At 35.8% G+C, this 24379-nt stretch carries 24 protein-coding genes; 23 read left to right on the top strand and 1 reads right to left on the bottom strand.

Features of this window, described 5'->3' with window-relative positions; translation table 11 throughout:
- Positions 1-56 precede the first annotated feature (56 nt).
- From spoIIIAA to SD1D_RS08565, 19 genes are all read left to right on the top strand, one after another.
- Entirely contained in the window at positions 57-1007 is a 951-nt protein-coding gene (gene spoIIIAA, locus SD1D_RS08655) for a stage III sporulation protein AA (RefSeq protein WP_058258545.1), read from the top strand.
- Positions 1008-1054: 47 nt separating this feature from the next.
- Positions 1055-1579, top strand: a complete 525-nt coding sequence (locus tag SD1D_RS08650) for a stage III sporulation protein AB (protein ID WP_058258544.1) — start codon at positions 1055-1057, stop codon at positions 1577-1579.
- Positions 1580-1602: 23 nt separating this feature from the next.
- Positions 1603-1800 carry a stage III sporulation protein AC gene (gene spoIIIAC / locus SD1D_RS08645; protein ID WP_058258543.1) on the top strand — a complete coding sequence of 66 codons (198 nt, stop codon included), beginning with the start codon at positions 1603-1605 and terminating at the stop codon, positions 1798-1800.
- Positions 1801-1846: 46 nt separating this feature from the next.
- Positions 1847-2233, top strand: a complete 387-nt coding sequence (locus SD1D_RS08640) for a SpoIIIAC/SpoIIIAD family protein (protein WP_058258542.1) — start codon at positions 1847-1849, stop codon at positions 2231-2233.
- A 20-nt stretch (positions 2234-2253) separates the two neighbouring features.
- The gene (locus SD1D_RS08635) at positions 2254-3417 is read left to right on the top strand and encodes a stage III sporulation protein AE (protein ID WP_058258541.1); all 1164 of its coding nucleotides are present in this window, start codon (positions 2254-2256) and stop codon (positions 3415-3417) included.
- A gap of 26 nt (positions 3418-3443) precedes the next feature.
- On the top strand, positions 3444-4055 hold the full coding sequence (locus SD1D_RS08630) for a stage III sporulation protein AF (RefSeq protein WP_058258540.1): 612 nt from the start codon (positions 3444-3446) through the stop codon (positions 4053-4055).
- A 2-nt stretch (positions 4056-4057) separates the two neighbouring features.
- The gene (locus SD1D_RS08625; protein WP_058258539.1) at positions 4058-4660 is read left to right on the top strand and encodes a hypothetical protein; all 603 of its coding nucleotides are present in this window, start codon (positions 4058-4060) and stop codon (positions 4658-4660) included.
- A 13-nt stretch (positions 4661-4673) separates the two neighbouring features.
- Positions 4674-5498 carry a SpoIIIAH-like family protein gene (locus SD1D_RS08620; RefSeq protein WP_058258538.1) on the top strand — a complete coding sequence of 275 codons (825 nt, stop codon included), beginning with the start codon at positions 4674-4676 and terminating at the stop codon, positions 5496-5498.
- Between the two features lie 127 nt (positions 5499-5625).
- The gene (locus SD1D_RS08615) at positions 5626-6012 is read left to right on the top strand and encodes an Asp23/Gls24 family envelope stress response protein (RefSeq protein ID WP_058258537.1); all 387 of its coding nucleotides are present in this window, start codon (positions 5626-5628) and stop codon (positions 6010-6012) included.
- Positions 6013-6144: 132 nt separating this feature from the next.
- Positions 6145-6540 carry a transcription antitermination factor NusB gene (nusB, locus tag SD1D_RS08610; protein WP_058258536.1) on the top strand — a complete coding sequence of 132 codons (396 nt, stop codon included), beginning with the start codon at positions 6145-6147 and terminating at the stop codon, positions 6538-6540.
- Between the two features lie 19 nt (positions 6541-6559).
- Entirely contained in the window at positions 6560-7771 is a 1212-nt protein-coding gene (xseA, locus tag SD1D_RS08605) for an exodeoxyribonuclease VII large subunit (RefSeq protein WP_058258535.1), read from the top strand.
- 52 nt (positions 7772-7823) lie between these two features.
- On the top strand, positions 7824-8033 hold the full coding sequence (gene xseB / locus SD1D_RS08600; protein WP_058258534.1) for an exodeoxyribonuclease VII small subunit: 210 nt from the start codon (positions 7824-7826) through the stop codon (positions 8031-8033).
- A complete protein-coding gene (locus SD1D_RS08595) occupies positions 8023-8937 on the top strand; it encodes a polyprenyl synthetase family protein (protein WP_058258533.1) in 915 nt (304 codons plus the stop codon). Before xseB ends, SD1D_RS08595 begins: the two co-directional genes overlap by 11 nt.
- Before the next feature lie 39 nt (positions 8938-8976).
- Complete coding sequence (dxs, locus tag SD1D_RS08590) at positions 8977-10848, top strand: 1-deoxy-D-xylulose-5-phosphate synthase (protein WP_058258532.1); 1872 nt, start codon at positions 8977-8979, stop codon at positions 10846-10848.
- Between the two features lie 49 nt (positions 10849-10897).
- Positions 10898-11716: a TlyA family RNA methyltransferase gene (locus SD1D_RS08585; protein WP_058258531.1), complete on the top strand. Its 819-nt coding sequence runs from the start codon at positions 10898-10900 to the stop codon at positions 11714-11716.
- A 139-nt stretch (positions 11717-11855) separates the two neighbouring features.
- Complete coding sequence (locus SD1D_RS08580; protein WP_058258530.1) at positions 11856-12737, top strand: NAD(+)/NADH kinase; 882 nt, start codon at positions 11856-11858, stop codon at positions 12735-12737.
- A gap of 32 nt (positions 12738-12769) precedes the next feature.
- Positions 12770-13228, top strand: coding sequence for an arginine repressor (argR, locus tag SD1D_RS08575; protein ID WP_058258529.1), 459 nt, complete (start codon positions 12770-12772; stop codon positions 13226-13228).
- A gap of 98 nt (positions 13229-13326) precedes the next feature.
- Positions 13327-14055: a YebC/PmpR family DNA-binding transcriptional regulator gene (locus SD1D_RS08570; RefSeq protein ID WP_058258528.1), complete on the top strand. Its 729-nt coding sequence runs from the start codon at positions 13327-13329 to the stop codon at positions 14053-14055.
- Positions 14056-14592: 537 nt separating this feature from the next.
- On the top strand, positions 14593-15252 hold the full coding sequence (locus SD1D_RS08565; protein ID WP_058258527.1) for a hypothetical protein: 660 nt from the start codon (positions 14593-14595) through the stop codon (positions 15250-15252).
- Between the two features lie 54 nt (positions 15253-15306).
- Here the strand turns inward: SD1D_RS08565 and SD1D_RS08560 are convergent, their stop codons facing one another.
- Positions 15307-15783: a hypothetical protein gene (locus SD1D_RS08560; protein ID WP_058258526.1), complete on the bottom strand. Its 477-nt coding sequence runs from the start codon at positions 15781-15783 to the stop codon at positions 15307-15309.
- Positions 15784-15975: 192 nt separating this feature from the next.
- Here SD1D_RS08560 and SD1D_RS08555 point away from each other — a divergent pair, with 192 nt between their 5' ends.
- The 4 genes from SD1D_RS08555 (at position 15976) to SD1D_RS08540 (ending at position 24329) form a co-directional block, all read left to right on the top strand.
- The gene (locus tag SD1D_RS08555) at positions 15976-17283 is read left to right on the top strand and encodes an MFS transporter (RefSeq protein WP_058258525.1); all 1308 of its coding nucleotides are present in this window, start codon (positions 15976-15978) and stop codon (positions 17281-17283) included.
- Positions 17284-17467: 184 nt separating this feature from the next.
- Positions 17468-18868, top strand: coding sequence for a VanW family protein (locus SD1D_RS08550; RefSeq protein WP_058258524.1), 1401 nt, complete (start codon positions 17468-17470; stop codon positions 18866-18868).
- A 131-nt stretch (positions 18869-18999) separates the two neighbouring features.
- Positions 19000-20325 (top strand): MATE family efflux transporter, encoded by a 1326-nt coding sequence (locus SD1D_RS08545; RefSeq protein WP_058258523.1) that lies wholly within the window; start codon positions 19000-19002, stop codon positions 20323-20325.
- A 203-nt stretch (positions 20326-20528) separates the two neighbouring features.
- Positions 20529-24329 (top strand): Ig-like domain-containing protein, encoded by a 3801-nt coding sequence (locus tag SD1D_RS08540; protein ID WP_058258522.1) that lies wholly within the window; start codon positions 20529-20531, stop codon positions 24327-24329.
- Positions 24330-24379 lie beyond the last annotated feature (50 nt).

Genomic DNA, 24379 nt, shown 5'->3' with positions numbered 1-24379 from the left:
AGAAGAAAAATTGGATAAGCACTTTAGTAAATATATAAGTTAAGGGGGGATCAGCTTTGAAAACTAAAGACGAGCTTCTTAAGATTTTCTCATTGAAGCTTAGAATTATACTGGGAAAGCTTCAAATAAATTTTGATGACTTACAGGAAATTCGTCTCAGAGTCAATTGCCCTCTACTGATTAGCTATAAGAATAAGGAGTATTTTGTATCTGAGGAAGCCAGCCTTGTAGGCAATCCCTCCCAGGGGGTTTTAATAACAAAGAATGAAATTAAAGAGACCATGGAATATATTAGCAATTACTCTTTATATGCCTTTGAAGAGGAAATTAGGCAGGGCTTTATCACAATTAGCGGGGGACATCGGATTGGAATTACCGGAAAGACTATTATACAGGGAAATTTTATTAGGGGAATAAAACATATTTCTTATATAAATGTACGGCTTGCCCATCAGGTAAAGGGCTGTGCAGATTTGGTAATGCCCTATCTGATTAACGAAAAAACAAAAAGCATCTATCATACTTTAATTATATCTCCCCCAAAGTGTGGTAAGACAACCTTACTTCGGGATATTATCCGTCAGATTTCTGACGGCAGTCCTTATCTTGAGGGGATGAATATAGGGGTGGTTGATGAGCGGTCTGAAATTGCAGCCTGCTATATGGGAGAGCCCCAGAATGATCTGGGCATCAGAACAGATATACTTGATTGCTGTCCTAAGGCTAAGGGGATGATGATGCTTATAAGATCCATGTCTCCTCAAGTGATAGCTGTGGATGAAATAGGTTCTAGAGAAGATATAGAGGCCATAAATTATGTTATAAGCTGTGGATGTAAGCTGATTGCTACGGTTCATGGCAGCTCCATTGAAGATGTAAAAAGCAAGCCTATTCTTGGCGACTTGTTAAAAAACAGGATTTTTGAGCGTTATATTATCCTTAGCAATATCAATAAAGTAGGACAACTGGAAGAAATTTATGATTCTATGGTTACTAGAATATATTGATATAAGAAAAATAAGTGGTTTATTTACCGGAAGAAAGGGAGGTCAAGATGCTGTTTACAAAAATTATGGGATGTATTCTTATTATTTTCTCATCTAGCTTAATGGGCTTTTATTTTAGCAGCCAACTTAAATGCAGGATAAATGACATGAAAGAATTTAAAAAACTTATTGTACTGTTAAGAGGAGATATTAGATACGGCAACACCCCTCTTCCTGAAGCCATAAGTTCTATAGCAAGAAGACATGAGGGGAATTTTAAGGACTTTTTAACAAAGGTATCTGATAGATTAAGTGAACGGTTAGGAAATACATTTTCTGAGATATGGACAGAGGCTGTGGAGGGGGAACTTCATGATACATCTCTTAGTAAAAGGGACAAGTATCAGTTAATCCAATTTGGAGAAAATCTTGGCTATCTAGATAAGGAGATGCAGATGAATACCCTAGATTTATTTCTTGCACAAATGGAAGAAGAAATATATGAGCTTTCTAAGACCGTAAAGGAAAAGACTTATTTATATAACAGCCTTGGTATTATGGCCGGAATTTTTATTTCTATCATTATGATATAACTAAGGATTACATGGGGGTTAGAATGGATATTTATTTAATATTAAGAATTGCAGTGGTAGGAATATTGGTTTCCTTACTAAATCAAATATTGAAGCAATCAAACAGAGATGAATTGGCCTTTTTAACAAGCTTGGCGGGCTTGATTTTAGTTCTTTTCTGGATTATTCCATATATTACTGAGTTGTTTTCAACTATCAAGGATCTTTTTAGTATGTTATAAGAGACAGGCTATATAAGATTTCTTATTAAATTACACGGAGGCAGATATGGTTGAGGTAGCTATTATTAGTATAATTGCAATATTAATGGGGATTATTTTTAAAAAGGGAAAGGAAGAATACTCTATTTATATTAGTCTGGCAGCTTGTTTTATTATTGTGCTGCTGGGTATAGGTAAGCTGGAAATAATCCTAGATACAATTAACCGCCTGCAAGGATATATTAAGATTAATAAGGCATATATAAATATACTGGTAAAAATTCTAGGTATTACCTATGTTACGGAGTTTGCGGCAGCCTTATGTAAGGATTCCGGTTATCATGCCATAGGAGAACAGGTTGAACTGGTCGGTAAACTTTCTATCCTTGCAATCAGTATGCCGATTCTGTTGGCCCTACTTGATACTATCAATAATTTTCTAACTATCCAGTAATTTCACCTATTAGGGGCTAAATGGGTATAAAGGAAGGTGACTTTGTGTCCGGTAATTTTATCTTAAAGTTAACCCTGGCAATTTTAATAATATTTTTCTACATAAACGGTACAAGCATAGCACTGGCATCAAGTGAATTTTACGATGATATGAATTATGATGAAATTCAAAGTGTAATTGACAATATTATGGATCATAAAAGTAGCTTGGATTTTGGCGACTATGTAAAAAAGTTAATGTCCGGAGAGGAATCCTTTTCCCTAACATCCATAGCCGGCAAGATACTTAAGTCTATTAGTGAAGAGATAAAGGCACATATCGGAACCTTTGTTAAGCTTATATCTATTGCACTTATTGCAGCCATATTTACTAATTTATCTATGGCCTTTAAAAATAATCAGGTATCAGAAACAGGTTATTATGTTACATACTTACTGCTATTTGGACTCATAATCAGTACATTTATCAGTGCTTCGAAAGTAGCCTCTATGGTTATCGGGCAGATATTAGATTTTATGAAGGCCTTAGTTCCGTCGTATTTTATGTCAGTTGCATTTTGTTCAGGTAGTATGTCATCATTTGTCTTTTATAAGGCTGCTCTAGTTTTGATAAGCTTAGTGGATTTGATAATTATTAAGCTGGTTATACCTTTAATTAACTTCTTTTTAATTATCGTCCTGGCCAATAATTTATCTAAGGAGGACATGCTGTCAAAACTGGCCGAGCTGATAGAAACTATTATTAGGTGGCTATTAAGAAGTTTGCTGGCAGCTGTTATTGGATTTCAGGCCATTCAAGGGTTGGTTGTGCCGGTGGCCGATCAGGTAAAAAGGTCTGCCATATATAAAGCATCTTCTGCACTACCCGGAGTAGGTAATGCCATAGAAAGTGTGGCAGAAACCGTAATTGGAAGCGGGGTATTATTAAAAAATGCTATTGGGGCAGCGGGCTTGGTAGTAATAATTGTTATCTGCTCTGTTCCTATAATTCAGCTGGGAACTGTAGCCTTTATATATAAATTCAGTTGTGCCGCCTTACAACCTATATCAGATAAAAGGATTGTTGAATGTGTAAGTGCCTCAGCAAAATCAGTACAAATGCTTCTTCAAGCAGTTGTAGTAGGTGCTATTTTATTTCTTATATCTGTTACCATTGTTGCTATTTCAACAGGAAAAGTAGTATAAAAAATTTAAGAAAAAGGAGCTTATATATGGGGGAAATATATGATTGGGTCAGAAATACTGTGATTTATCTAATCCTTAATACCATAATTATGAACCTCTTAGGCAATAGCAGTTATAAAAAATATGTAAGCATCGTATCAGGTATGATTTTGCTATTAATTGTGGTGTCTCCTTTTTTTAAATTACTAAAGATGGATGGAATACTAGATTATTACCTAAACTCTAATTTTTATAGGACCGATATGAAGGATTATCAGAAGGAATTAAAGCTTATGGAAGAAAAGCAACAGCAGGCCCTATATGGGGATATTAAAGAGAGAATAAAAAAGCAGGTGACAGATATGCTGTCAGAGGAGGGGCTTTATCTATATGATTTTGATATTGTCATGAATCAAGACTTAGATAGTAAGGAATTTGGGGAAATTACTTCTATGATAATAAGTGCAGGATATCAAGAAGATCAGGGGGTTCCTGTACATAAGATTAATATTGAAAAAATTGTAATTTCCGATGGGATAGACAGGGAAAACGATAAGCCCAACATCCCTTCTCCCCAGGAAATTCATGTAAAAAATAAGATATCAGACTTCTATAATATGGACCAAGATAATATAAATATTAGTATACAGGGAGGATAAATATGGAGAAAAAGAAAATATCCCTGAAAGATATAGGAATGCCAAGGATAATAATAATGTTTGTAGCAGGGATTTTGCTTATTTTGCTTACGTTTCCGGACTTAATGGGAGGAAATAAGGGGAGTAAGGAGAAAAAAATAGATCTAGAACACTCAGATTGGCAAAAAGATATGAATACGACAAGCCATGATACGAATACCTATATATCAGAATTAGAAGGCAGGCTTGAGAACATCCTTCGTAAAGTGAAAGGTATAGGAGAAGTAGAGGTTATGATAACCTTAAAGACCTCCGGAGAAAAAATCCCACTCAAGGATGTACCGTATACTCAGGAAGGCTTGAATGAAGAGGACGGGGAGGGCGGAAGCAGAGCGAATAATCGAATTCAAAAGGAGGAAAGCACAGTTCTTGTTACAAATGAGGATGGGGATAATCAACCTTACATATTGCAGGAGCGTCAGCCGGAGGTAGAGGGAGTTGTGGTTATTGCCGAAGGTGGTGATAATGTCCTTGTAATAAAGGATATTGTTGAGGCTGCAGAGGTATTATTTAACATTCCAACGCATAAAGTTAAGGTAATGAAGATGAGTGATGGTATTAATTGATCAGGAGGTTTTTATGAAAAATATATTCAAGAAAAATCAAATCATAATTACAGCACTGGCAATTATGATCGTGATTGCAGGTTATTTAAGTTTTACAAGTGATGATAAACCCGTGGAAGATGATGCGGTGATTACAACTAATCCGGATTATGATGTAATCAGTGGATTGGAAGGGGATTATTTAGTCCAAAGCACTACAGAAACTGGGGATACAACTACTGATGATACCACCGATGATAACGATACAGTAGGGGATCCGGGGGATGATACTACGGATAATACCTTAGATGGTGAGACCAATACCACAGCCGATGAAAATGATGAAACCACTCCTGTAGATATAGATACCGATACAAACAATACCCAGGAATTGGGAGATATCTCTGATGAAGATATACTGACTGCGGCAAATGATACTGCTAATTCAGAAGGGGAAGATGTACCCGGAGAAGCTGTTCTTGCCAGCACCACTTTGGATGGAAGTTTCTTTGTAAGTAAAAGACTTGAAAGAGAACAAGATAGGGCAAGAAGCAGGGCAGACTTAAAGGCACTTATAGAAAGTTCAAATATATCTGAAGCCTCCAAGCAGCCTATTATAGAAAGAATGATTGAACTTACCAATATTGCCGAAATTGAAAATAATACAGAGGTAATGTTAGAGGCAAAGGGATTTGCTGATGCCTTAGTCACTATGAATGAAGATGGAGATGTAAATGTAGTAATAAATACACCATCTTTGTCAGACCAGCAACTGGCTATTATAGAAGATGTTGTAGTTAAAGAAACTAATACTACCATTGATAAAATTACTATAAATCCTGTTGTGGTGGAAGAATAATGAAAATAATTTATTAATAATTGCAAAAGATGAGAAGTTTGGTATAATACTATATAATAACTGATAATAATAAAAAGCAAGTCGTTATATAGGATATACCAGATATTATAACGTAGGAGGTATTACCGTGAACAAAGAACCGGAAATCAGGAACACATATAAAATACATGAAAATGGTAAGGTGGGAGAAGTACAAATTGCCGATGAGGTTGTAGCAGTAATTGCAGGTCTTGCAGCAACCGAAGTGGAAGGTGTTGCTTCTACCAGTGGAAATGTTACCAATGAACTGGCAGGTAAATTTGGAAAGAAAAATTTATCTAAGGGAGTTAGAGTTTTGGTAAGTCCTGATGCGGTGTCGGTGGATATGGCTCTCACCTTAGACTATGGATATGGAATAAGGGAAACAGCGAAAAAAGTACAAGAAAAGGTAAAGCTGGCTATAGAGAATATGACCGGACTTCAGGTCAAGGAAGTTAACATCAGGATAGCAGGAGTCAATATTGTTAAAGAGTAAATTGTTACAAACAAGGGGATGTTGCAAGGGTGGTCATCGGATGCTGTCCGAATTGGCAGTATTTGCAGCACCCCTTGTTTTATCGACCCCAATAAAATTATATTTTATATATGCTCATAGGAGGAAATGGACGTGACAAGAAGAGAAATAAGGGAGCATATTTTTCTAATGCTGTTTCGTAAAGAATTTCATAATGAACAAGAGTTGTTGGATCAGATGGATTTATATTTATCTGAGCTTAGTCAGCCCACTGTAGAAGAATATGCTTACTTGACTAATAGATTTCAGTCTATACTAGAAAAATTAGAAGAAATTGATGATATGATTTCTAAGACTGCCAGTGGATGGTCTATAAACCGTATAGGAAAGGTTGAACTAACCATTTTGCGGCTGGCAGTTTATGAGATGCATTTTGACGATGAAATACCTATAAAGGTTGCTATTAATGAAGCCGTAGAATTAGCCAAGGTATTTGGTGGGGATGAAGCCCCCGGATTTGTTAACGGAATCTTGGCAAAACTTACCTAATTAAGAAATGAGGTAGTATATGGGACAGGCTTATTCGGTAACTGAAATTAACAGATATATAAAAAACATGTTTATAAAAGATCCCTATCTTAATCATATTTATGTAAAGGGAGAGGTTTCTAATTGTAAGTATCATACTTCCGGGCATATTTATTTCACCTTAAAAGATGCCCAGGGGCAACTGGCCTGTGTTATGTTTGCAGGTCAAAGAAGAGGTCTGTCTTTTCGTCTAGAGGAAGGACAAAGTGTTATTGTACTGGGCAGCATTAATGTATATGAGAGGGACGGAAAATACCAATTATATGCCAACAGTATAGTTTTAGACGGTCTTGGTGCCTTATACGAACGTTTTGAAAAACTTAAAAAAAGTTTGGCGGCGGAAGGTTTATTTGATAAAGATCATAAAAAGCCTATTCCTCCTTATCCAAAGAAAGTCGGTATTGTTACTGCCTCTACAGGTGCCGCTATACAGGATATAATAAATATATCGAAAAGAAGAAATCCTTATGTGCAGCTGATTTTATATCCGGCCTTGGTTCAAGGGGATGGAGCCCCAGAAAGTATTGTAAAAGGCATTAAAGCTTTGGACAAACTAAAACCTGATGTAATAATTGTTGGTAGGGGAGGAGGCTCCATCGAGGATTTATGGGCATTTAATGAAGAAATTGTGGCCCGGGCTATTTATGCTTGCACTACACCTATTATATCAGCGGTAGGCCATGAAACCGATGTTACTATTGCCGATTACGTTGCAGACCTTAGGGCTCCCACTCCTTCGGCTGCAGCTGAACTGGCAATTAATGATTATAGGGTATTTATGAATTTAATGGAGGATTATAAAAGACGGATATACAAGGCTACCATGCACAATTTTACATATCATCAATCAAAACTACGGGAACTAAAGTTACGTTTGTTTTATGCCAGTCCTTCTTACCGGATTAAGCAAAATAGGCAGCAATTGATGGATATGGAACAAAAGTTGGCTTATCATATGAACCGAAAATTAAATGAAGCACAGCATAAGTTGGAGTTATATGTAACTAAATTAGAGGGGTTATCCCCCTTGGCTAAACTTAAAAAGGGTTTTGCTTTTGTTAGAACTGAGGATGGATTGCCCCTAAAAAGTATAAAAAATGTAGAAGTAAATGATATCCTAACAGTCTCACTTTTGGACGGAGATATTAAAGCAAGGGTAGAAGACAGCCGGGACGTTACAAGTCGTCTTTAAAATCTATTTAGTTTATAATTAATATTAATAGAAGATGGTTACGGAGGTTTGTATGATAGATAAAGATTTCAAATTGGAGGAAGCCTTTGAAAAATTAGATACAATAATTGAAGAGTTGGAAAAGCCAGATACAAGTTTAGAAAATTCATTTGCCCTTTATCAGGAAGGTATGAAGCTATTAAAAGCCTGCAACGATTCCATTGATAAAGTGGAAAAGGAATTAATAATCTTAAGTGAAAGTGGAGAAACAGATGAACTTTAATATTGAGTTAGAAAAACGCTTATCTGAGATTGAAGAAATACTAAAAGACTATTTGCCTAAGGAAGAAGGCTATTATAAAAAATTAATGGAAGCCATGAATTATAGCATCTTAGCCGGAGGTAAGCGGATTCGGCCTATGCTTATGTTGGAAACCTTCCGGCTTTTTGAAGGTAGGGATATAAATATTTTACATCCCTTTATGGCTGCAATCGAAATGATTCATACTTATTCCTTAGTCCATGATGATCTTCCGGCTATGGATAATGATGAATATCGCAGGGGAAGAAAGACTACCCATATTGTATACGGAGAAGCCATGGCTATTCTTGCAGGAGACGGACTTTTAACCCTTGCCTTTGAAACAGCAGCTAAAGCCTTTAACATGGTTGATGATACTTTAGAGGAAGCCCATATTATATATAAAAGAATAATAAGAGCACTTCAAATCTTATCAAGTAAAGCCGGAATTCATGGAATGATCGGAGGACAGGTTATTGATATAGAATCTGAGGGGCATCCTATAAGCAAGGATAGGCTTGATATAATGTACCTTTTAAAGACCGGAGCTTTGATTGAAGCTTCAATGATGATAGGTGGGGTAATTGCAGGGGCCGGGGATGATGAGATTCGTACTATAGAAAGTATCGCCTCAGATATCGGACTGGCATTTCAAATAAGGGATGATATCCTAGATGTTACCGGGGATGATAAAATACTTGGAAAGCCTGTTCATAGCGATGAAAAAAATGATAAATCCACTTATATAGCCATTATGGATATAGAGCAGGCAATAAAAGAAGTAAGCTCTGTTACAGATAGGGCAAGGAAGGCCTATGAATCTTTGCCTTACAAGAATGAATATTTGGAATCTTTAATTATTAAATTAATGAACAGAGATAAGTAGCTTTTATAAGATTAAAGCCTTTGAAATGAGGTGTTGAAATTGCCCAGAATACTGGATAATATAAACAAAGCCAATGATATAAAAAGTATAAAACCCCAGGACTACAAAAGACTTGCAAAGGAGATACGATCATTTTTAATTTCAAATGTAAGTAAGACCGGTGGACATTTGGCATCTAATCTTGGTGTCGTTGAGCTTACCATGGCCTTACATCTGTTTATGGATTTTCCCAAGGATAAGTTAATCTGGGACGTTGGGCATCAATCCTATACCCATAAACTCTTAACGGGAAGAAAAGACCAATTTGCAACTCTTCGTCAGTTAGACGGCATAAGCGGTTTTCCAAAACGGGAGGAAAGTGAATGTGATGCCTTTGATACGGGGCATAGTTCAACAGCAATATCAGCAGCCTTAGGAATGGTTAAGGCCAGAGATTTAAAAGGCCTAAGTAATAAAGTTGTTGCCGTAATAGGAGACGGTGCACTGACAGGGGGCATGGCTTTTGAAGCCCTTAATAATGCCGGCAGACTCAAATCTAATATGATAATTATCCTAAACGATAATAATATGTCCATATCGGAAAATGTGGGAGGTATGGCCAATTATCTGGCGAAACTTAGAACCAATACCAGATATACAGGTTTTAAGGAAAGTATGGAAAATGCACTTACCAGGAAGATACCCGGAGGCAGGGAAATAGTTCACTGCTTAAAACGTTCTAAGGATGCAGTTAAGTATTTTATGCTTCCTAATATGTTATTTGAGGATATGGGTCTAACCTATATCGGCCCTATTGATGGCCATAATATAAATAGTTTACTATCGGCCCTAAAGAATGCAAATAGGGCTAATAAAGCTGTGGTTATCCATGTTATTACTAAGAAAGGTAAGGGATATATACCTGCCGAAAAAAACCCCAGCAGATTCCACGGAATTGATCCTTTTTATATCGATAACGGTGAGCCGGTTGCAAAAAATCAGACAGCTTCCTATACTAAGGTTTTTTCATCTGCCTTAGTAAAGATGGGGAAGAAGAATAATAAGCTGGTAGCCATAACGGCTGCCATGCCATATGGAACGGGACTGAGTTCGTTTAAAAAACATTTTCCCGATAGGTTTTTTGACGTAGGAATAGCAGAGGAACATGCGGTAACCTTTGCTGCCGGTATGGCTGCAGAAGGATTTCGTCCGGTAGTAGCCATATATTCTACCTTTTTACAAAGATCATATGATCAGATTATTCATGATGTATGTATCAATAATCTTCCTGTGATTTTTGCCATAGACAGGGCCGGAATAACCGGCAGGGACGGTAAAACCCATCAAGGTATTTTTGATTTGTCATATTTAAGCCATATACCAAATCTGGTTGTTATGGCCCCAAAAAACAAATGGGAATTGGAAGAAATGTTGGAATTTGCCCTATCCTATGAGGGGCCTGTAGCCATAAGGTATCCCAAGGGAGAAGCATATACCGGGCTTATGGAAAATAGGGAACCTATAAGACTGGGTAAAAGTGAAATTATTGATAAAGCCGGTGATATAGCCATATTGGCAGTGGGAAGCATGGTAAAGACCGCTGTTATGGTAAAGAATAGACTAAATGATTATAATATTAAGGTAACCTTGGTTAACACCCGCTTTGTATCTCCAATGGATTGTGAGATTCTAGAAGAACTTTCAGAAAATCATAATGTATTTATAACTATGGAGGAAAACGTAAGAATCGGGGGATATGGCCAACAGGTGTCAGATTTTCTTTGCAGAAATAATAAGCAAGATATAAGGCATATTAACATATCATTACCGGATAAATTTATTGAACATGGTGGAGTCAGTGAATTATTTGAAAGATTAGATTTTGATGCTGAAAGTATTACAAGAAAAATACTGGATGAGCTGCAATTTTAAATATATAATTTAGAAGAATATTTATAGACCATAAGAAAGCGTGATTATTATGAAGGAACGACTGGATGTGCTTTTAGTAAATCGTAATTTGGCCCAGTCTAGGGAGAGGGCCAAAGCAATCATTATGTCGGGGAATGTATTTGTTGACGGACAGCGGGAAGATAAGGCAGGAAGCACATTTTCAGTGGATGTAAAGATAGAAATAAAAGGTGAAAAGCTTAAATATGTCAGCCGTGGAGGTTTAAAGCTGGAGAAGGCCTTGGAGGTATTTCCTATTAATTTAGAAGGAAAGATTTGCATGGATGTAGGTTCTTCTACGGGAGGATTTACAGACTGTATGCTGCAAAATGGTGCTGCCAAGGTATATGCAGTTGATGTAGGAACTAACCAATTGGCTTGGAAGCTTAGGCAGGATGAACGGGTAGTGGCTATGGAAAAGACAAATATCCGCTATCTTACCCCTGATCAAATACAAGATAATATATCCTTTGTATCAATAGATGTATCCTTTATATCTCTTACAAAAGTTCTTCAACCGGTAAAAGAATTAATGAGCTTAGACGGTGAGCTGGTTTGCCTAATAAAGCCACAATTTGAAGCCGGCAGGGAAAAGGTAGGTAAAAAGGGAGTAGTTAGGGATAAATCGGTCCATATGGAGGTAATTTATCAAGTATTATCCTATGGGCTTCAAATAGGTTTTGAATATCAGGGTCTTAGTTATTCACCGATTAAGGGTCCCGAGGGTAATATTGAATATTTATTATATCTAAAGAATAAGCAAAAACCACAAGAAAATCTTAATATAACAGAAATAATTAATCCAAAGACTATAGAATCGGTTGTCCTAGAAGCTCATAATGAGCTATAAGTTCAGCTTAAGTTGTATAAAACAGATAGATGATTAAATATACTTTATGATGTTTAAAAATTCCAAATATAGAATGATTGCTTGAATTTCATAGTATTATATGTTACACTTTTATCGAAAAACAGGGGAGCTGGCATATATGGACAGATTTTTGATTATAACAAATGAGAATAAAGACAGAGATAATTTAGTTACCAGGCAGATTGCCCAGCTTGTTGAAGCCTCAGGAAGAAAAATGGCGATTACCGGGACCCTAAATTTAGAGAATAATAAAGAAAAATTTCGTGACCTTGAGGCAGAATGTGCCATTGTCTTAGGGGGCGATGGTACAATAATTCATTGTGCAACTCATTTGCTGGATATGGATATACCCATTCCCATTCTTGGTATTAATTTAGGTACTGTAGGTTTTCTTGCAGAGATAGAAAAAAAGCACATATCGGAGGCTCTTAATAGATTATTTGAAGATGATTATGAAATTGAGAACAGAATAATGCTCCAAGGAGAATTTCTGCCTTCTAAGGATAAACCTCCTGATGATAATAAAAACTTTAAGGGATACGTTTTAAATGATATAGTTATATCAAGAAAAGGTTTTTCAGGAGTAATAAAGGTACAAATTTATGTAAATGATCAGCTTGTAGATGATTATAGGGGAGACGGTGTTATAATCTCTACTCCTACCGGCTCTACGGCTTATAATTTAGCTGCGGGGGGACCCATTATAATGCCTAATGCTGATGTTATGGTTGTTACCCCAATTTGTCCTCATTCCTTAAGTCCCAGAAGCGTAGTTGTATCGGCAGAGGATACAATTAAAGTTGTAGTTAAGAAAAGTAAAAAAGCCCAGCATGATGAAGCTGTTGCTGTATTTGACGGCCAGAATGTCATTGACCTTGAAACAGAAGATAAGATCTTGATTAAAAAGGCACCGTATAGTACTAAATTGATTCGATTGAACCAGACCAGTATATATGAAATTTTACGTTCTAAGCTTATTAATAATTGTGATGAAATTTAAATTTTTAATTAAGAAAGGCACTGGTAAATAGTATGAAATTAAGTAGACAAAGCAAAATTCTTGAGTTAATTAGTAAGTATGATATTGAAACCCAGGAAGAATTAACTGAATGGTTAATGAAGGAAGGTTATAATGTAACGCAGGCAACGGTATCTAGGGATATAAGGGAACTTAAGCTGACCAAAGTGGCCATGGACGGTGGCAGGCAAAAATATATTGCAATTCAAAAGACAGAGCCGGGGCTTAGTGAGAAATATACCCGAGTACTGCGGGAAGGCTTTTTATCCATGGATATGGCTCAGAATATCTTAGTTATTAAGACTGTATCAGGAATGGCAATGGCTGTGGCAGCCGCCTTAGATGCGCTTCAGATGAACAGCATCGTAGGATGTATTGCAGGAGACGATACAATTATGTGTGCCATTAGAACAGCTGAGGAAACCGTATCTGTTATGGAGAAGCTTAGTAAGATTATTAATAATGTGGAATAGATTTATCTATTCCGAATACATAATTTATACTAGTTTATATATTGAAAAGTTTATATATTAAAAATTCATTTATTATTTTGTAATTAAGGAGAGTTAATATGGCTGGACATTCAAAGTTTGCAAATATTAAACATAAAAAAGAAAAAAATGATGCAGCTAAGGGTAAAATATTTACCAAACTTGGCCGTGAATTGGCGGTTGCAGTAAAAGAGGGTGGACCTGATCCCAATATTAACAGCAGATTAAGGGATGCTATTGCCAAAGCAAAAGCCAACAATATGCCCAATGACACTATTGAACGAAGCATTAAAAGAGCAGCAGGAGATTCTGCTTCAGTCAATTATGAACAGGTAACTTATGAAGGATACGGACCTAACGGAACCGCTATAATCGTGGAAGCCTTAACCGATAATAAAAATAGAACAGCTGCCAATGTACGAAATGCATTTACTAAGGGTGGAGGTAATGTAGGTACCACCGGATGCGTATCTTTTATGTTTGATAGAAAGGGTCAGATTATAATTGATAAAGAAGAATGCACTATGGCTTCCGATAATCTGATGCTTTTAGCACTGGATGCAGGTGCTGAGGATTTTATAGAAGAAGATGACAGTTTTGAAATTATTACAGATCCGGATTCATTTAGTGAAGTAAGAGAAAGTCTTGAAAAAGAAGGTATCCCTATGGTACAGGCTGAAGTTACCATGATACCTCAGACCTGGGTAGAACTTACCGATGAACAGGATATAAAGAGTATGAATAGAATCCTAGATCTTCTAGATGAAGATGATGATGTACAGCAGGTATATCATAACTGGGATGAGTAAGTAGTATTTGTAGGAAACCAGTAATATAAATTTATCCCCCTAGTATATTATAGTGACAAATATGCTGGAGGGATATTTTTTATGTTGTATAAAAACTATTTTTATAAATTTATTTAAAACTATCCTTATGGCTTATTATATAATTATAAATTAAGTTCAAAAGGGTATTTAAAATATGACTATTTCAAAACAATTAGCAGCTAGTAACAATAAATACTAAAATTAGCAAATCATTATACTGGAAATCTTGAATTTAGAATAAAATTATGATATACTGTATTTTAGTATAGAAAAATTTATGTTACAGATTTAATATTTTAAAAGAATGTCATAATTTAAAAGTTCCAAATGTTGCTCAAGCTTGATTTTATTGACATCAAGATTTAACAAAATCCTTGACTTGCTAGATGAAATGATAAAATAACAAAAGTGGGATATGTAGGGGAGACATTAAGTATTAAAATCTGAATAAACGGAGCAATTAGAGTAATTCTGATTGCTCGTTTTTTATAATCAATTATCCAAGGAGGCAAGGAAATGAAATTACTGTTCTGTAACATTGCATGGTTGGATTATTATAAAGGAATATATGAAGGCGTTGACATGCCAGTGGGAGGGGGAGATTATTTTAAGCAGACCGGTGATGCCCTAGAAAAGTATAATTTTGAAGCGGTTGAAATAGAGGGAGGTACTGAGCCTTATTGCCTGGGGTTTGTTGAAACACAAAATTTAAAAGTAAAAAACAAACAGTTACATATTGAAAAGATCAAGGGATGTGAAGAATATAATAGTAAAGACTCTGTGGAAGATGTTTTAGTTATATACTGCGCAAAACATCCGGCCCATAATTTTATAACAGTAGTAGGCTGGTACAAATATGCTACTGTCTATAGGTATTATCAGCAGATGGAATTTCCGTCTCATATTCCCGATGATGATAACTTATATATTCAAGATTATAATGCCATAGCCTTAGCTAAAAACTGTGTTTTACTTCCCAGAAGGGAAAGAAGTCTATATAATAAATGGTCTGTTCCTAAAAAGACCTCCGGTGCAGCCTTTGGTTTTGGTCAGTCTAACTTATGGTTTGCCCAGGAAGATAATGAATATGTAAAAGCCTATCTTGATAAATTAATAAAACAGATTAAAGAATATGATGGTGACAATTGGTTGTATGAATATCCGGATATAAACTGATAATAATCCTGCATTTGTTATATGAAGATAAAACAAATGCAGGATTTATTACATTTATTGATGCTGTTCATTTTTACTTAATTCTTTTAGGTAATCATCAATATCTTTTTCTAGGCTTTTTTCGATTTCCTTAATATCATTGTTTACCTGGTCTGTTATATTTTTTTCAATATTTTCTTTTTCGCTAGTTGCGATTGTGTCTATTTGGGTTTTATATTCGTTTATATAAGTATCTAACTCTTGTTCTGCTCTGGTAATTTCATTGTTTTTATGTGCTTCTAACTCAGCATTGATTCGTGTTCTAACATCGTTTATATAGTCTTTAATTTCCTTAGATTTTTCAGCTCTAATTCTATCCATTTCTTCTTCTGCAGATTTAAGAATATGTTCTGTGTTAGAAGAAAGCGCATTTTTTATATGAGCAATAATATTACCTTTTATTTCTCCAGAGGCATAAGCCTTTGTAGCTCCTGCAAAAATAAATAATGCCAATAAAAATACCAAAAATTTCTTGCTTTTTAAAATTTTCATTTTTTAATGTCCTTTCTTTGTTAAATAATTTTTATAATTTTTTTTTACAACCTTATTATAATTTAATTTAACGTTAAGAATATATCAATAGTGAATTTTGGTAATTTTATTAGGATTGAAATACTGTATTTCAGGTGTTATACTAGCTTCTAGCTATATCATTATTGTTTAGAAGGATGAGACTAATAAAATATGAAGAACATGATTAAGTATATTTTTAATGTAAGACTTCCTCATGCTATTAACTCCTTAACCTCCCCCAGAAACAAAGTTATGAGGCTTTTTACATATGAGGGAATTTTAATTACCCTAATCAATAATTTGGTTGGAAGCCATAATAATCTAATGGCTACCAGATTAGGGGCAGGGGATTATGAATTAGGACTTGTAACTATACTCCCACAGCTGGTAGGAATGATTATCTTGATTCCGGGAGGTATTCTTACAGATTGCTTAAAAAATAAGCGTGATATGGTAACTTCAGCTTTATTTGCTGTAGCTTGTATTTATACACTTATTGGCTTTGTTCCGGCCCTAAGCTTTAATCAGTTGGGGGGTTTTTTAATTTTACTAGCTTTATCTTCAGCTCCCATGACCATATATAATATATCTTGGCAGGCCTATTTTTCTGATGTGGTTCATCCAAACGGAAGAAATAGTGTTTTGGCTGTAAGATCCGGCCTGTCTTTTTTAATTGGAATAACTATTACCCTGATGGGAGGAGCACTACTGTCATCAGCACCTACTAATGCTGATAAGATTCGTATACATCAGATTTTTTTGTGGGTGGGGGCTGTCCTTTTAATGCTTCAGATTTTGGTTCTTAAGAAAATACCCGGTAAATCTGCACAGCAAAATAAAAAGTTTAGTATAAAGGATATAAAAAAGGCTTTTGTTGATTTGGCTGGTAACAGAAAATTCTTAGGTTTTGTTAGTGTTGCCCTATTTTTCTACATGACATGGCATATGGACTGGACCTTATACTTTATCGGGCAGACTCAGTATCTTGGAATGAATGAGGCATGGTTAAGCTATGTGAATATAGGAAATGCCTTGATTCAATTTTTAACCATGGGTATATGGAGTAAGATTAATTCAAAACAAGGGGTAAGATTTGCCATTATATTTGGAAGTCTTGGGCTTGCTTTATGTCCGGTGGGTATGATTATCTCAACCAGTATAAATTCAGCCCATGCTAAGTTGATTTTCCTAATTTTAAATACAATATTTAATATTACCTTGGCTACAACATCATTGAATATTCTTCAGTGTTTGCTTCAGGTAATACCGGAAAGAAATAAAACTTTGAATATTTCTATATATACAAGCTTGGTTATGCTTTCTAACGGTATTATGCCCCTGGTAGGAGTTGCTATTTATCAAAAGCTTGGCGGAGACCTTAGGGCCTTTCATATAATATTTTGGATAATCTTTATCCTTAGACTAATTGCAACCTTCCTTTGGGCCATAAGATGGTGGATGCTTAAGGATGAGGCATAAATTACAAAAAAGTAACAAGAGATTACATTTATTTTAAATCCCTTGATTAATTGACAAATTATGATAAGATAGTAGAGACTACTTGTATATAAACATAAGTAGTATCTACTTTTTTGTCTTATATCCTTAATTACATATGAAACGGAGTAAATGGAATGTTTTTGATCTTTTAAGAGGTGATAGAATGATAAATGTAAAAAAATCTATAGTCTCGATAATTTTAATGTTATTTGCTTTAGTTTTTTTACCTAGCCCAAAACTTACATATGCTAATGAAAATAATGAGAAGAAGAATACCATATGTAAAGGGGTTTTTATCGATACGGTTGATATTGGAGGCATGACTGCCCTTGAAGCTAAGGAGGCCCTAAAAAATCATATCAATGAGCTTCGCAGCAAAAGCGTAAGTATAGTGGTAGGAGATGATAAAATCACTACTACCATGGGAGAGCTAGGTTATACATATGAAACAAAAGATTATATAAAATATATCAAAGAGGCTATTAGATTTGGTAAATCAGGAAATCTAATTAAAAGATATAAGGACAATAAAGATATTGAATATCACAACAAGGTATATCCTTTAACATATACATATGATGAGGACAAGGTTAGAAACTTTGTTGAGCTAGAGGCTAAAAAATATGAAGTAGCCCCTAAAAATGCTTCCTTTAGCAGAAAGAATGGCAAGTTTGTGTATACAGATCATAAATTAGGTAGCAAGGTAGAAGTAGAGGAGACAGTTTCATCCATTAAAGAAATATTAGATAACTGGGATCGTAATGATTTTGAAGTGAAGGTAATTATGAAGGATGTTGAACCGGACTTTACTAAGGAGTCTCTTCAAAAATGCACTTCAATTCTTGGTGAATTTAGTACAAGTATAAGAAATTCTACTGATGGTAGGGCGGCCAATGTAGCTAACGGTGCCAGATTGATTAATAATGCCCTTCTTTATCCCGGTGAGATTTTCTCTGCATATTCTTATTTGCTTCCATTTACAGCCAGTAACGGTTATTATGAAGCATCGGCCTATAGGTCGGGAGAAATCATACAAAGTATAGGGGGCGGTGCCTGCCAGGTGGTCACTACCTTATATAATGCAGTTTTGCTTGCTGAAATGGAAGTGGTAGAAAGATATGCTCACTCCATGACAGTATCCTATGTGGACTTGGCCTTTGATGCTGCCATAGCAGAAGGAGCTAAGAATTTTAGATTTAGAAATAGTAGTAAAATGCCTATTTTAGTTGAAGCATTTTGTGAAAATGATAAACTTACATTCCGAATATGGGGACATGAGACCAGGGATTTGGATAAAAGGACAATAAAATTTGAAAATAAGATTATAAAGGAGATAGAACCTCCCTCAGAAGAAAAAATAACAGAAGATCCTACCAAACCGAGATATTATAGAGAAATCACCCAATATCCGATAAAAGGTTATCAAGCAGAGTTATACAAAATAGTTTATGAAAATGGTGTAGAGGTAAGTAGAAAAAAAATCAACACAAGTTATTACCATGCAGAACCGGCCCATGTTACTGTAGGTACAGGAGATACTATGGGATTTAACTTTTTTAACTAATTAGACTAAGCTAAATATGCTCACCTTAATATAAACTATAGGGGGCAGCCAAACTAATTTTAGTGGCGCCCCTTTTTTGACTTTAAAAACATCAAATAAAACTAGACTAGAAAAGACTTAGGAGCGATTAAATGTTTACTAACAAAGACTTACTAAAATTAATTATTCCCTTGATAATTGAGCAGATACTGGCTGTTACCGTTGGTATGGCCGATGGTATTATGGTGGCTAGGGTCGGAGAAGCGGCGGTATCAGGTGTTTCTATTGTAGATAGCATTAATTTTCTTCTTATCGGATTATTTAGTGCTATTGCAACAGGAGGGGCTGTAGTATCATCGCAGTTTCTGGGACAAAAAAAAGAAAAGAATGCCTCCCTTGCAGGAGAGCAGCTTATAGTATCTAATTTGGCGTTATCAATTATAATTATGATTGTTACATTGGCAGGACGAAATATGATATTAAGTTTTTTATTTGGTAAAGTGGAAGCAGATGTTATGAGAAATGCTAGAATCTACTTTTTTTATTCAGCTTTATCCTATCCCTTTATTGCTGTTTATAATGCTTGTGCAGCCTTGTTTCGCTCCATGGGAAACTCAAAGATATCCATGATTGTTTCTATTATTGCCAATGTTATTAATGTTGCTGGTAATGCCATCTTGATTTTTGGCTTTAAGATGGGGGTAGCCGGTGCGGCAATTCCGACTTTAGTATCAAGAATTTTTTCAGCTGTGGTTATGTTTATTCTGCTTATGAATAAGGATATGCCAATTCACATAGTTAATATCTTAAAATATAGGCCCAATATGGTAATGATAAAGCGTATCTTAAGAATCGGTATACCAAACGGTATGGAAAATAGTGTATTTCAGATAGGTAAGATTTTGGTTCAAGGTATTGTGGCGGGACTGGGTACATCGGCTATTACCGCCAATTCCATTGCAAGTAATATAGGCGGCTTTGGAGTTCTTCCCGGATCAGCCGTGGGACTTGCCTTAATAACAGTAGTAGGTCAATGTGTGGGAGCGGGGTATTATGACGGAGTTAAGTTATATACCAAAAAATTGATGAAGATTACTCATTTAGTTATGGCCGGGCTCAATATACTGATTATATTTTTGATACCTGTAATCTTAAAGCTATATAAGGTCAGTGATGTTACGGCAGATATAGCATCCACCCTGATGCTTTATCATTGTATCTTGTCTACCTTCTTCTGGCCTCCATCATTTTCCTTGCCCAATGCCTTAAGGGCGGCCAGTGATGTTAAGTTCACCATGTGGGTATCTATGTTTTCCATGTGGATGTGGAGGATAGGCTTTAGTTATATATTGGCTATTGTATTTGATATGGGAGTATTAGGAGTATGGATTGCCATGACAATAGACTGGGTCTTTCGTTCCGCCTGCTTTATCTACCGCTTCAAAAAGGAAAAATATCGAAAATTTACATCAATATAAAATAATTTAATTATAGCTAATATGGTCGTTTCATAATTATGGTTTTACAGGAAAATCATGTAACGGCCATCTTTATACTATAATGGCTAAATGACACATAAGTGCCAAAGATTACATTTATAATTTTTGTATAAATTACTAAGGAATAACAATAGTTTAACCGATATATTTTATAGGATAAGCCGAATTATAGGAGGTTACACATGACAAGGACAAAAAGAATAGGTTTACTATCTATCTGTATTTTATTAACAACTGTAATATTTTTAATGTCCGGCAATACAGCCCATTCTTCGGAAGTTATAAGGCCGGATGAATATTATTTTGTCTTTAACGGACAGCAGAAAAAAGCGGGAACAGAATATGAGATGAAAAGTAGAGAAGTTCTGCTACATATAACCGCAGGAACATGGGAACCTAATACTGAAGTAAAATGGGTTTCCTCTGAACCGGGGGTTGTAACACTAGAATCTACTGCAGAAGGTTCTAATTTCGTTAAAATGGTAAGGAAAGGACCGGGTTTTTCTACTATTACTGCAGTAGTTAAGCATGAGAACTATACATATACCCTAAGTTGCCTGGTAAAAGTCAACTTGGAATTTGACTATCAAAAGACCGGCATGACCACTGCAACAACCACTAATGAAAGAATATTAATTATCGATAATGTAGATGATCCTCCAAAGCAGATATATTTAAAATATGTGGATTATACTCCTGAAGGAGAGACAGACCCTGTTACAGGAGGTGCTGTATCAGCATCTTTAGTAACTTGGGAAAGCGATAATGAAAGTGTGGTAACGGTTGATGAAACAGGTAAGGTAAAGGCTGTAGGAGGCGGTAGTGCGCAAATTACCGTAACTTCCGATACCATGTCATCAAATGATAAATCCTTATCCATATCCATGAGGGTGGTGGTAGCTCCTTCATTTACCTTAGCCTATGATGATATAGAAGGTAACAAGATTGTTAAGCATTCCGGTAATAGTGATAAGAATTTTACACCGGCTGAGGGTGTACCCAGTAACTTTGTTATAGAATCCAATGCGACTTATGGAACAAACTTAAAGTGGGAGGTATATGATGCCAGTAACAATAAAAAGTTGTCTCCTACAAGTAATAAGCTAAATTATTCCATAAGTGAGAACAGCCAAAGTGTAACATTTAGTAATGTAAAAGCAGGTACATACGAAATATATGCATTTGCCAATGAAAAATACAGCACTAATACCAATGCCCCTTATGCATATATGAAGATAATAGTCCCTATATATTTAGGTGATGAAAATATCGTTATGACCGTTGGGGATACATATAATATTGCTGATAATTCCAACATTCCAGACATTGGGATATTTGAATTTTATTATGAAGAAGCCGGTGGTTCTAATATTGCCCATGTTAATCATACTACCGGTGTGATTACAGCCAGAAAGAAAGGCAAAACAACCATACGTCTTGTATATAAGACTTCATCAAATTTATATGACAATGATTCGGTTTTTGTAGGGGATAAGTTTATAAATGTAACAGTAATAGACGGAATTTCTTTAAGTGCTACTGAAGCAAAACTATTTACAAATGGAACACTGCTATTACATGCTACTGTAACCGATCCTACAGTACCGATTGTTTGGAGCAGTGATGCCCCAAATATCGCCAAGGTAGAAGACGGTTTAGTAACAGCCCTAAGACCCGGAGTTGCAATTATTACAGCACAGCAGACCATACAGGGTGTTGTAAAAAGAGCCAGATGCGAGATAACGGTACAGCAATCGGTAACTAATATAACTGTGGATCCGTCGGAGGTAAATCTGGCTATTGGGGAATATAAAACATTTCATGCTTCCATTAGCCCAAAAAATTTAAGCGGTGTAAGACTTAAATGGAAGTCATCAAACGATAAGGTGGTTAAAATTATCGAAGAAAATCCCCTTACCGTGACAGTACAGGGTGTATCCGGCGGAAATGCTGTATTATCAGCAATTAATGAAGATAATATAGTGGTAGGCTACAGTCATATAACTGTACGTCAGCCGGTAACCGGTATTAAATTATCCGATACCAATGTTACTATTAACTTACAAGCAAAGAGTATTCAGTTAAGGGCTATTGTTTATCCTGAAAATGCACAAAACAAAGCTATTAAGTGGACCTCATCCAATACCCAGATAGCCAGGGTAAATGATAACGGACTTGTAACATTATTAAAACCCGGTGAAGTGACCATTATTGCAACATCGGTTGATAATCCGGAAGTGACTGCCTTATGTAATATAAGCATTGAAATCCCCGTGGCCAGTGTGGCTTTGGATGAAAAGGAAACTACAATGTATGTGGGACAGTCAAAAAGGCTTACATATACAGTACTTCCTGTTAATGCCAGTAAAAATGCAGTAACATGGTCATCAACCAATACCAGGGTAGCTACAGTAGATGCTGCCGGAAGGGTTACTGCAAGGCAAGTGGGCACCACTGTTATTATGTTAAAATCCATAGACGGAGGCCATACAGCTTATTGTACGGTAAATGTTAGGCAGATTGCAGAAGGTATAAAATTTGCCTCACCTTCAATTGATTTGGTAACAGGACAGGTACATGATTTGGAGTATAGCTTAATACCCTCTAATGCAACTGATTCACACTTGGTTTGGGAATCCAGTGATACTAAGGTGGCAGTAGTTGATGATAAGGGCAGGATAACAGCAAAAGGTGCCGGTGTAGCCTTTGTTATTGCTCGGACTGAAGCCGGAGGTATGTCCTATGTTAAAGTGACAGTAAAAGAACCTGTTAAAGGTCTGCTTCTAAACTTTTCTGAAAAGACCATTTATGTAGGAGAAACCTTTGATCTTAAGGTATCGGTTACTCCCAGTGATGCTTCCAATCTAGATGTGGAATGGAAAAGTTCCAATAACAATATTATAACTGTATCAGATAAGGGCCAAGTAAAAGGGGTGGCAGCAGGAACTGCAATTATTACCTGTACTACAAAGGACGGGGGCTATACAGCCAGCTGTGTAGTTACCGTAAGGCAAAGGCTAACCTCTATGGAACTTAATTATGATGAATATAGACTTAGTTTAAAGAAATCGGTAACTCTTTCTGTAATGGTAGATGATGAAATTATCACAGATCAAAAATTCAGATGGGTATCCAGTAACAAGTCTGTAGCTTCTGTTAATAGTAAAGGAAAAGTTACTGCACATAAAATAGGTTTTGCTACTATTACAGCATATGCTTTAGATGGCAGCGGGGCAGAGGCCAGTTGTGAAATTGAAGTAGTACGTCCGGTGACAAGAATAAAATTTGATAAAAGTTATATTAGTATGTTAGTTGGAGAACAAAAGAGGATAAAGGTAACCGTAGAGCCTAAGAATGCTACATATAAGGATCCGATTTGGATAGTAAGTGAAGAAGGAATTGTTATTGTGGATGAGGACGGATATATAACTGCACTTAAGGAAGGTACAGTTACTGTTATGGCACTTGCCCAGGATGACAGTGAAAAAATTGCGGTATGTCAAGTTACGGTACATAAAAGAGTACCTGCTACTTCAATAGTTCTATCTGATAAAAAGTTAGTCATGGTACAGGGTGAACAAAGAACTGTTAAGCCGGTATTAAATCCAATAAACTCTAACGATACTATAACTTGGAGTACGGATAATTCCTCTGTAGCCAGTGTAAATTCTAAAGGAAAGATTAAGGCTAAGTCAACCGGCAGGGCCTATATTACAGCCATGACGGATTCGGGAAAAACTGCAACAATTGAAGTTACGGTTATCGGGCTTAATGTTACTAATTTGGTTATGGAGCAGTATAGCAGATATACTTTAGTAGTAGAAGGTGCCACTTCAAGGGTAACTTGGGATGTTGCCAATCCAAAAATAGCCGAAGTTAGAAATGGGCAGATAATATCTAAGGCAAGAGGAACTACAACTATTACTGCAACAGTTAATGGAAGAAAGCTAACTTGTAAGTTGAAAGTTGTGAAAATTAAATAGGAAGCAGTAATTTATAAGACCATATAAATCCCAGAAAAACCTTATTTTTC

The organism is Herbinix luporum (assembly GCF_900070325.1).
GTDB lineage: Bacteria > Bacillota > Clostridia > Lachnospirales > Lachnospiraceae > Mobilitalea > Mobilitalea luporum.
The sequence above is the reverse complement of the archived record's forward strand: the minus strand, read 5'-3'. Positions and strand labels throughout refer to the sequence as shown.

What these genes read in the sequence shown, in the direction of transcription:
- SD1D_RS08650 (WP_058258544.1), top strand. Translation starts at nt 1,055, where the DNA reads ATGCTGTTTACAAAAATTATGGGATGTATTCTTATTATTTTCTCATCT.
- spoIIIAC (WP_058258543.1), top strand. Translation starts at nt 1,603, where the DNA reads ATGGATATTTATTTAATATTAAGAATTGCAGTGGTAGGAATATTGGTT.
- SD1D_RS08640 (WP_058258542.1), top strand. Translation starts at nt 1,847, where the DNA reads ATGGTTGAGGTAGCTATTATTAGTATAATTGCAATATTAATGGGGATT.
- SD1D_RS08635 (WP_058258541.1), top strand. Translation starts at nt 2,254, where the DNA reads ATGGGTATAAAGGAAGGTGACTTTGTGTCCGGTAATTTTATCTTAAAG.
- SD1D_RS08630 (WP_058258540.1), top strand. Translation starts at nt 3,444, where the DNA reads ATGGGGGAAATATATGATTGGGTCAGAAATACTGTGATTTATCTAATC.
- SD1D_RS08625 (WP_058258539.1), top strand. Translation starts at nt 4,058, where the DNA reads ATGGAGAAAAAGAAAATATCCCTGAAAGATATAGGAATGCCAAGGATA.
- SD1D_RS08620 (WP_058258538.1), top strand. Translation starts at nt 4,674, where the DNA reads ATGAAAAATATATTCAAGAAAAATCAAATCATAATTACAGCACTGGCA.
- xseA (WP_058258535.1), top strand. Translation starts at nt 6,560, where the DNA reads ATGGGACAGGCTTATTCGGTAACTGAAATTAACAGATATATAAAAAAC.
- xseB (WP_058258534.1), top strand. Translation starts at nt 7,824, where the DNA reads ATGATAGATAAAGATTTCAAATTGGAGGAAGCCTTTGAAAAATTAGAT.
- SD1D_RS08595 (WP_058258533.1), top strand. Translation starts at nt 8,023, where the DNA reads ATGAACTTTAATATTGAGTTAGAAAAACGCTTATCTGAGATTGAAGAA.
- SD1D_RS08585 (WP_058258531.1), top strand. Translation starts at nt 10,898, where the DNA reads ATGAAGGAACGACTGGATGTGCTTTTAGTAAATCGTAATTTGGCCCAG.
- SD1D_RS08580 (WP_058258530.1), top strand. Translation starts at nt 11,856, where the DNA reads ATGGACAGATTTTTGATTATAACAAATGAGAATAAAGACAGAGATAAT.
- argR (WP_058258529.1), top strand. Translation starts at nt 12,770, where the DNA reads ATGAAATTAAGTAGACAAAGCAAAATTCTTGAGTTAATTAGTAAGTAT.
- SD1D_RS08570 (WP_058258528.1), top strand. Translation starts at nt 13,327, where the DNA reads ATGGCTGGACATTCAAAGTTTGCAAATATTAAACATAAAAAAGAAAAA.
- SD1D_RS08565 (WP_058258527.1), top strand. Translation starts at nt 14,593, where the DNA reads ATGAAATTACTGTTCTGTAACATTGCATGGTTGGATTATTATAAAGGA.
- SD1D_RS08560 (WP_058258526.1), bottom strand. Translation starts at nt 15,783, where the DNA reads ATGAAAATTTTAAAAAGCAAGAAATTTTTGGTATTTTTATTGGCATTA.
- SD1D_RS08555 (WP_058258525.1), top strand. Translation starts at nt 15,976, where the DNA reads ATGAAGAACATGATTAAGTATATTTTTAATGTAAGACTTCCTCATGCT.
- SD1D_RS08550 (WP_058258524.1), top strand. Translation starts at nt 17,468, where the DNA reads ATGATAAATGTAAAAAAATCTATAGTCTCGATAATTTTAATGTTATTT.
- SD1D_RS08545 (WP_058258523.1), top strand. Translation starts at nt 19,000, where the DNA reads ATGTTTACTAACAAAGACTTACTAAAATTAATTATTCCCTTGATAATT.
- SD1D_RS08540 (WP_058258522.1), top strand. Translation starts at nt 20,529, where the DNA reads ATGACAAGGACAAAAAGAATAGGTTTACTATCTATCTGTATTTTATTA.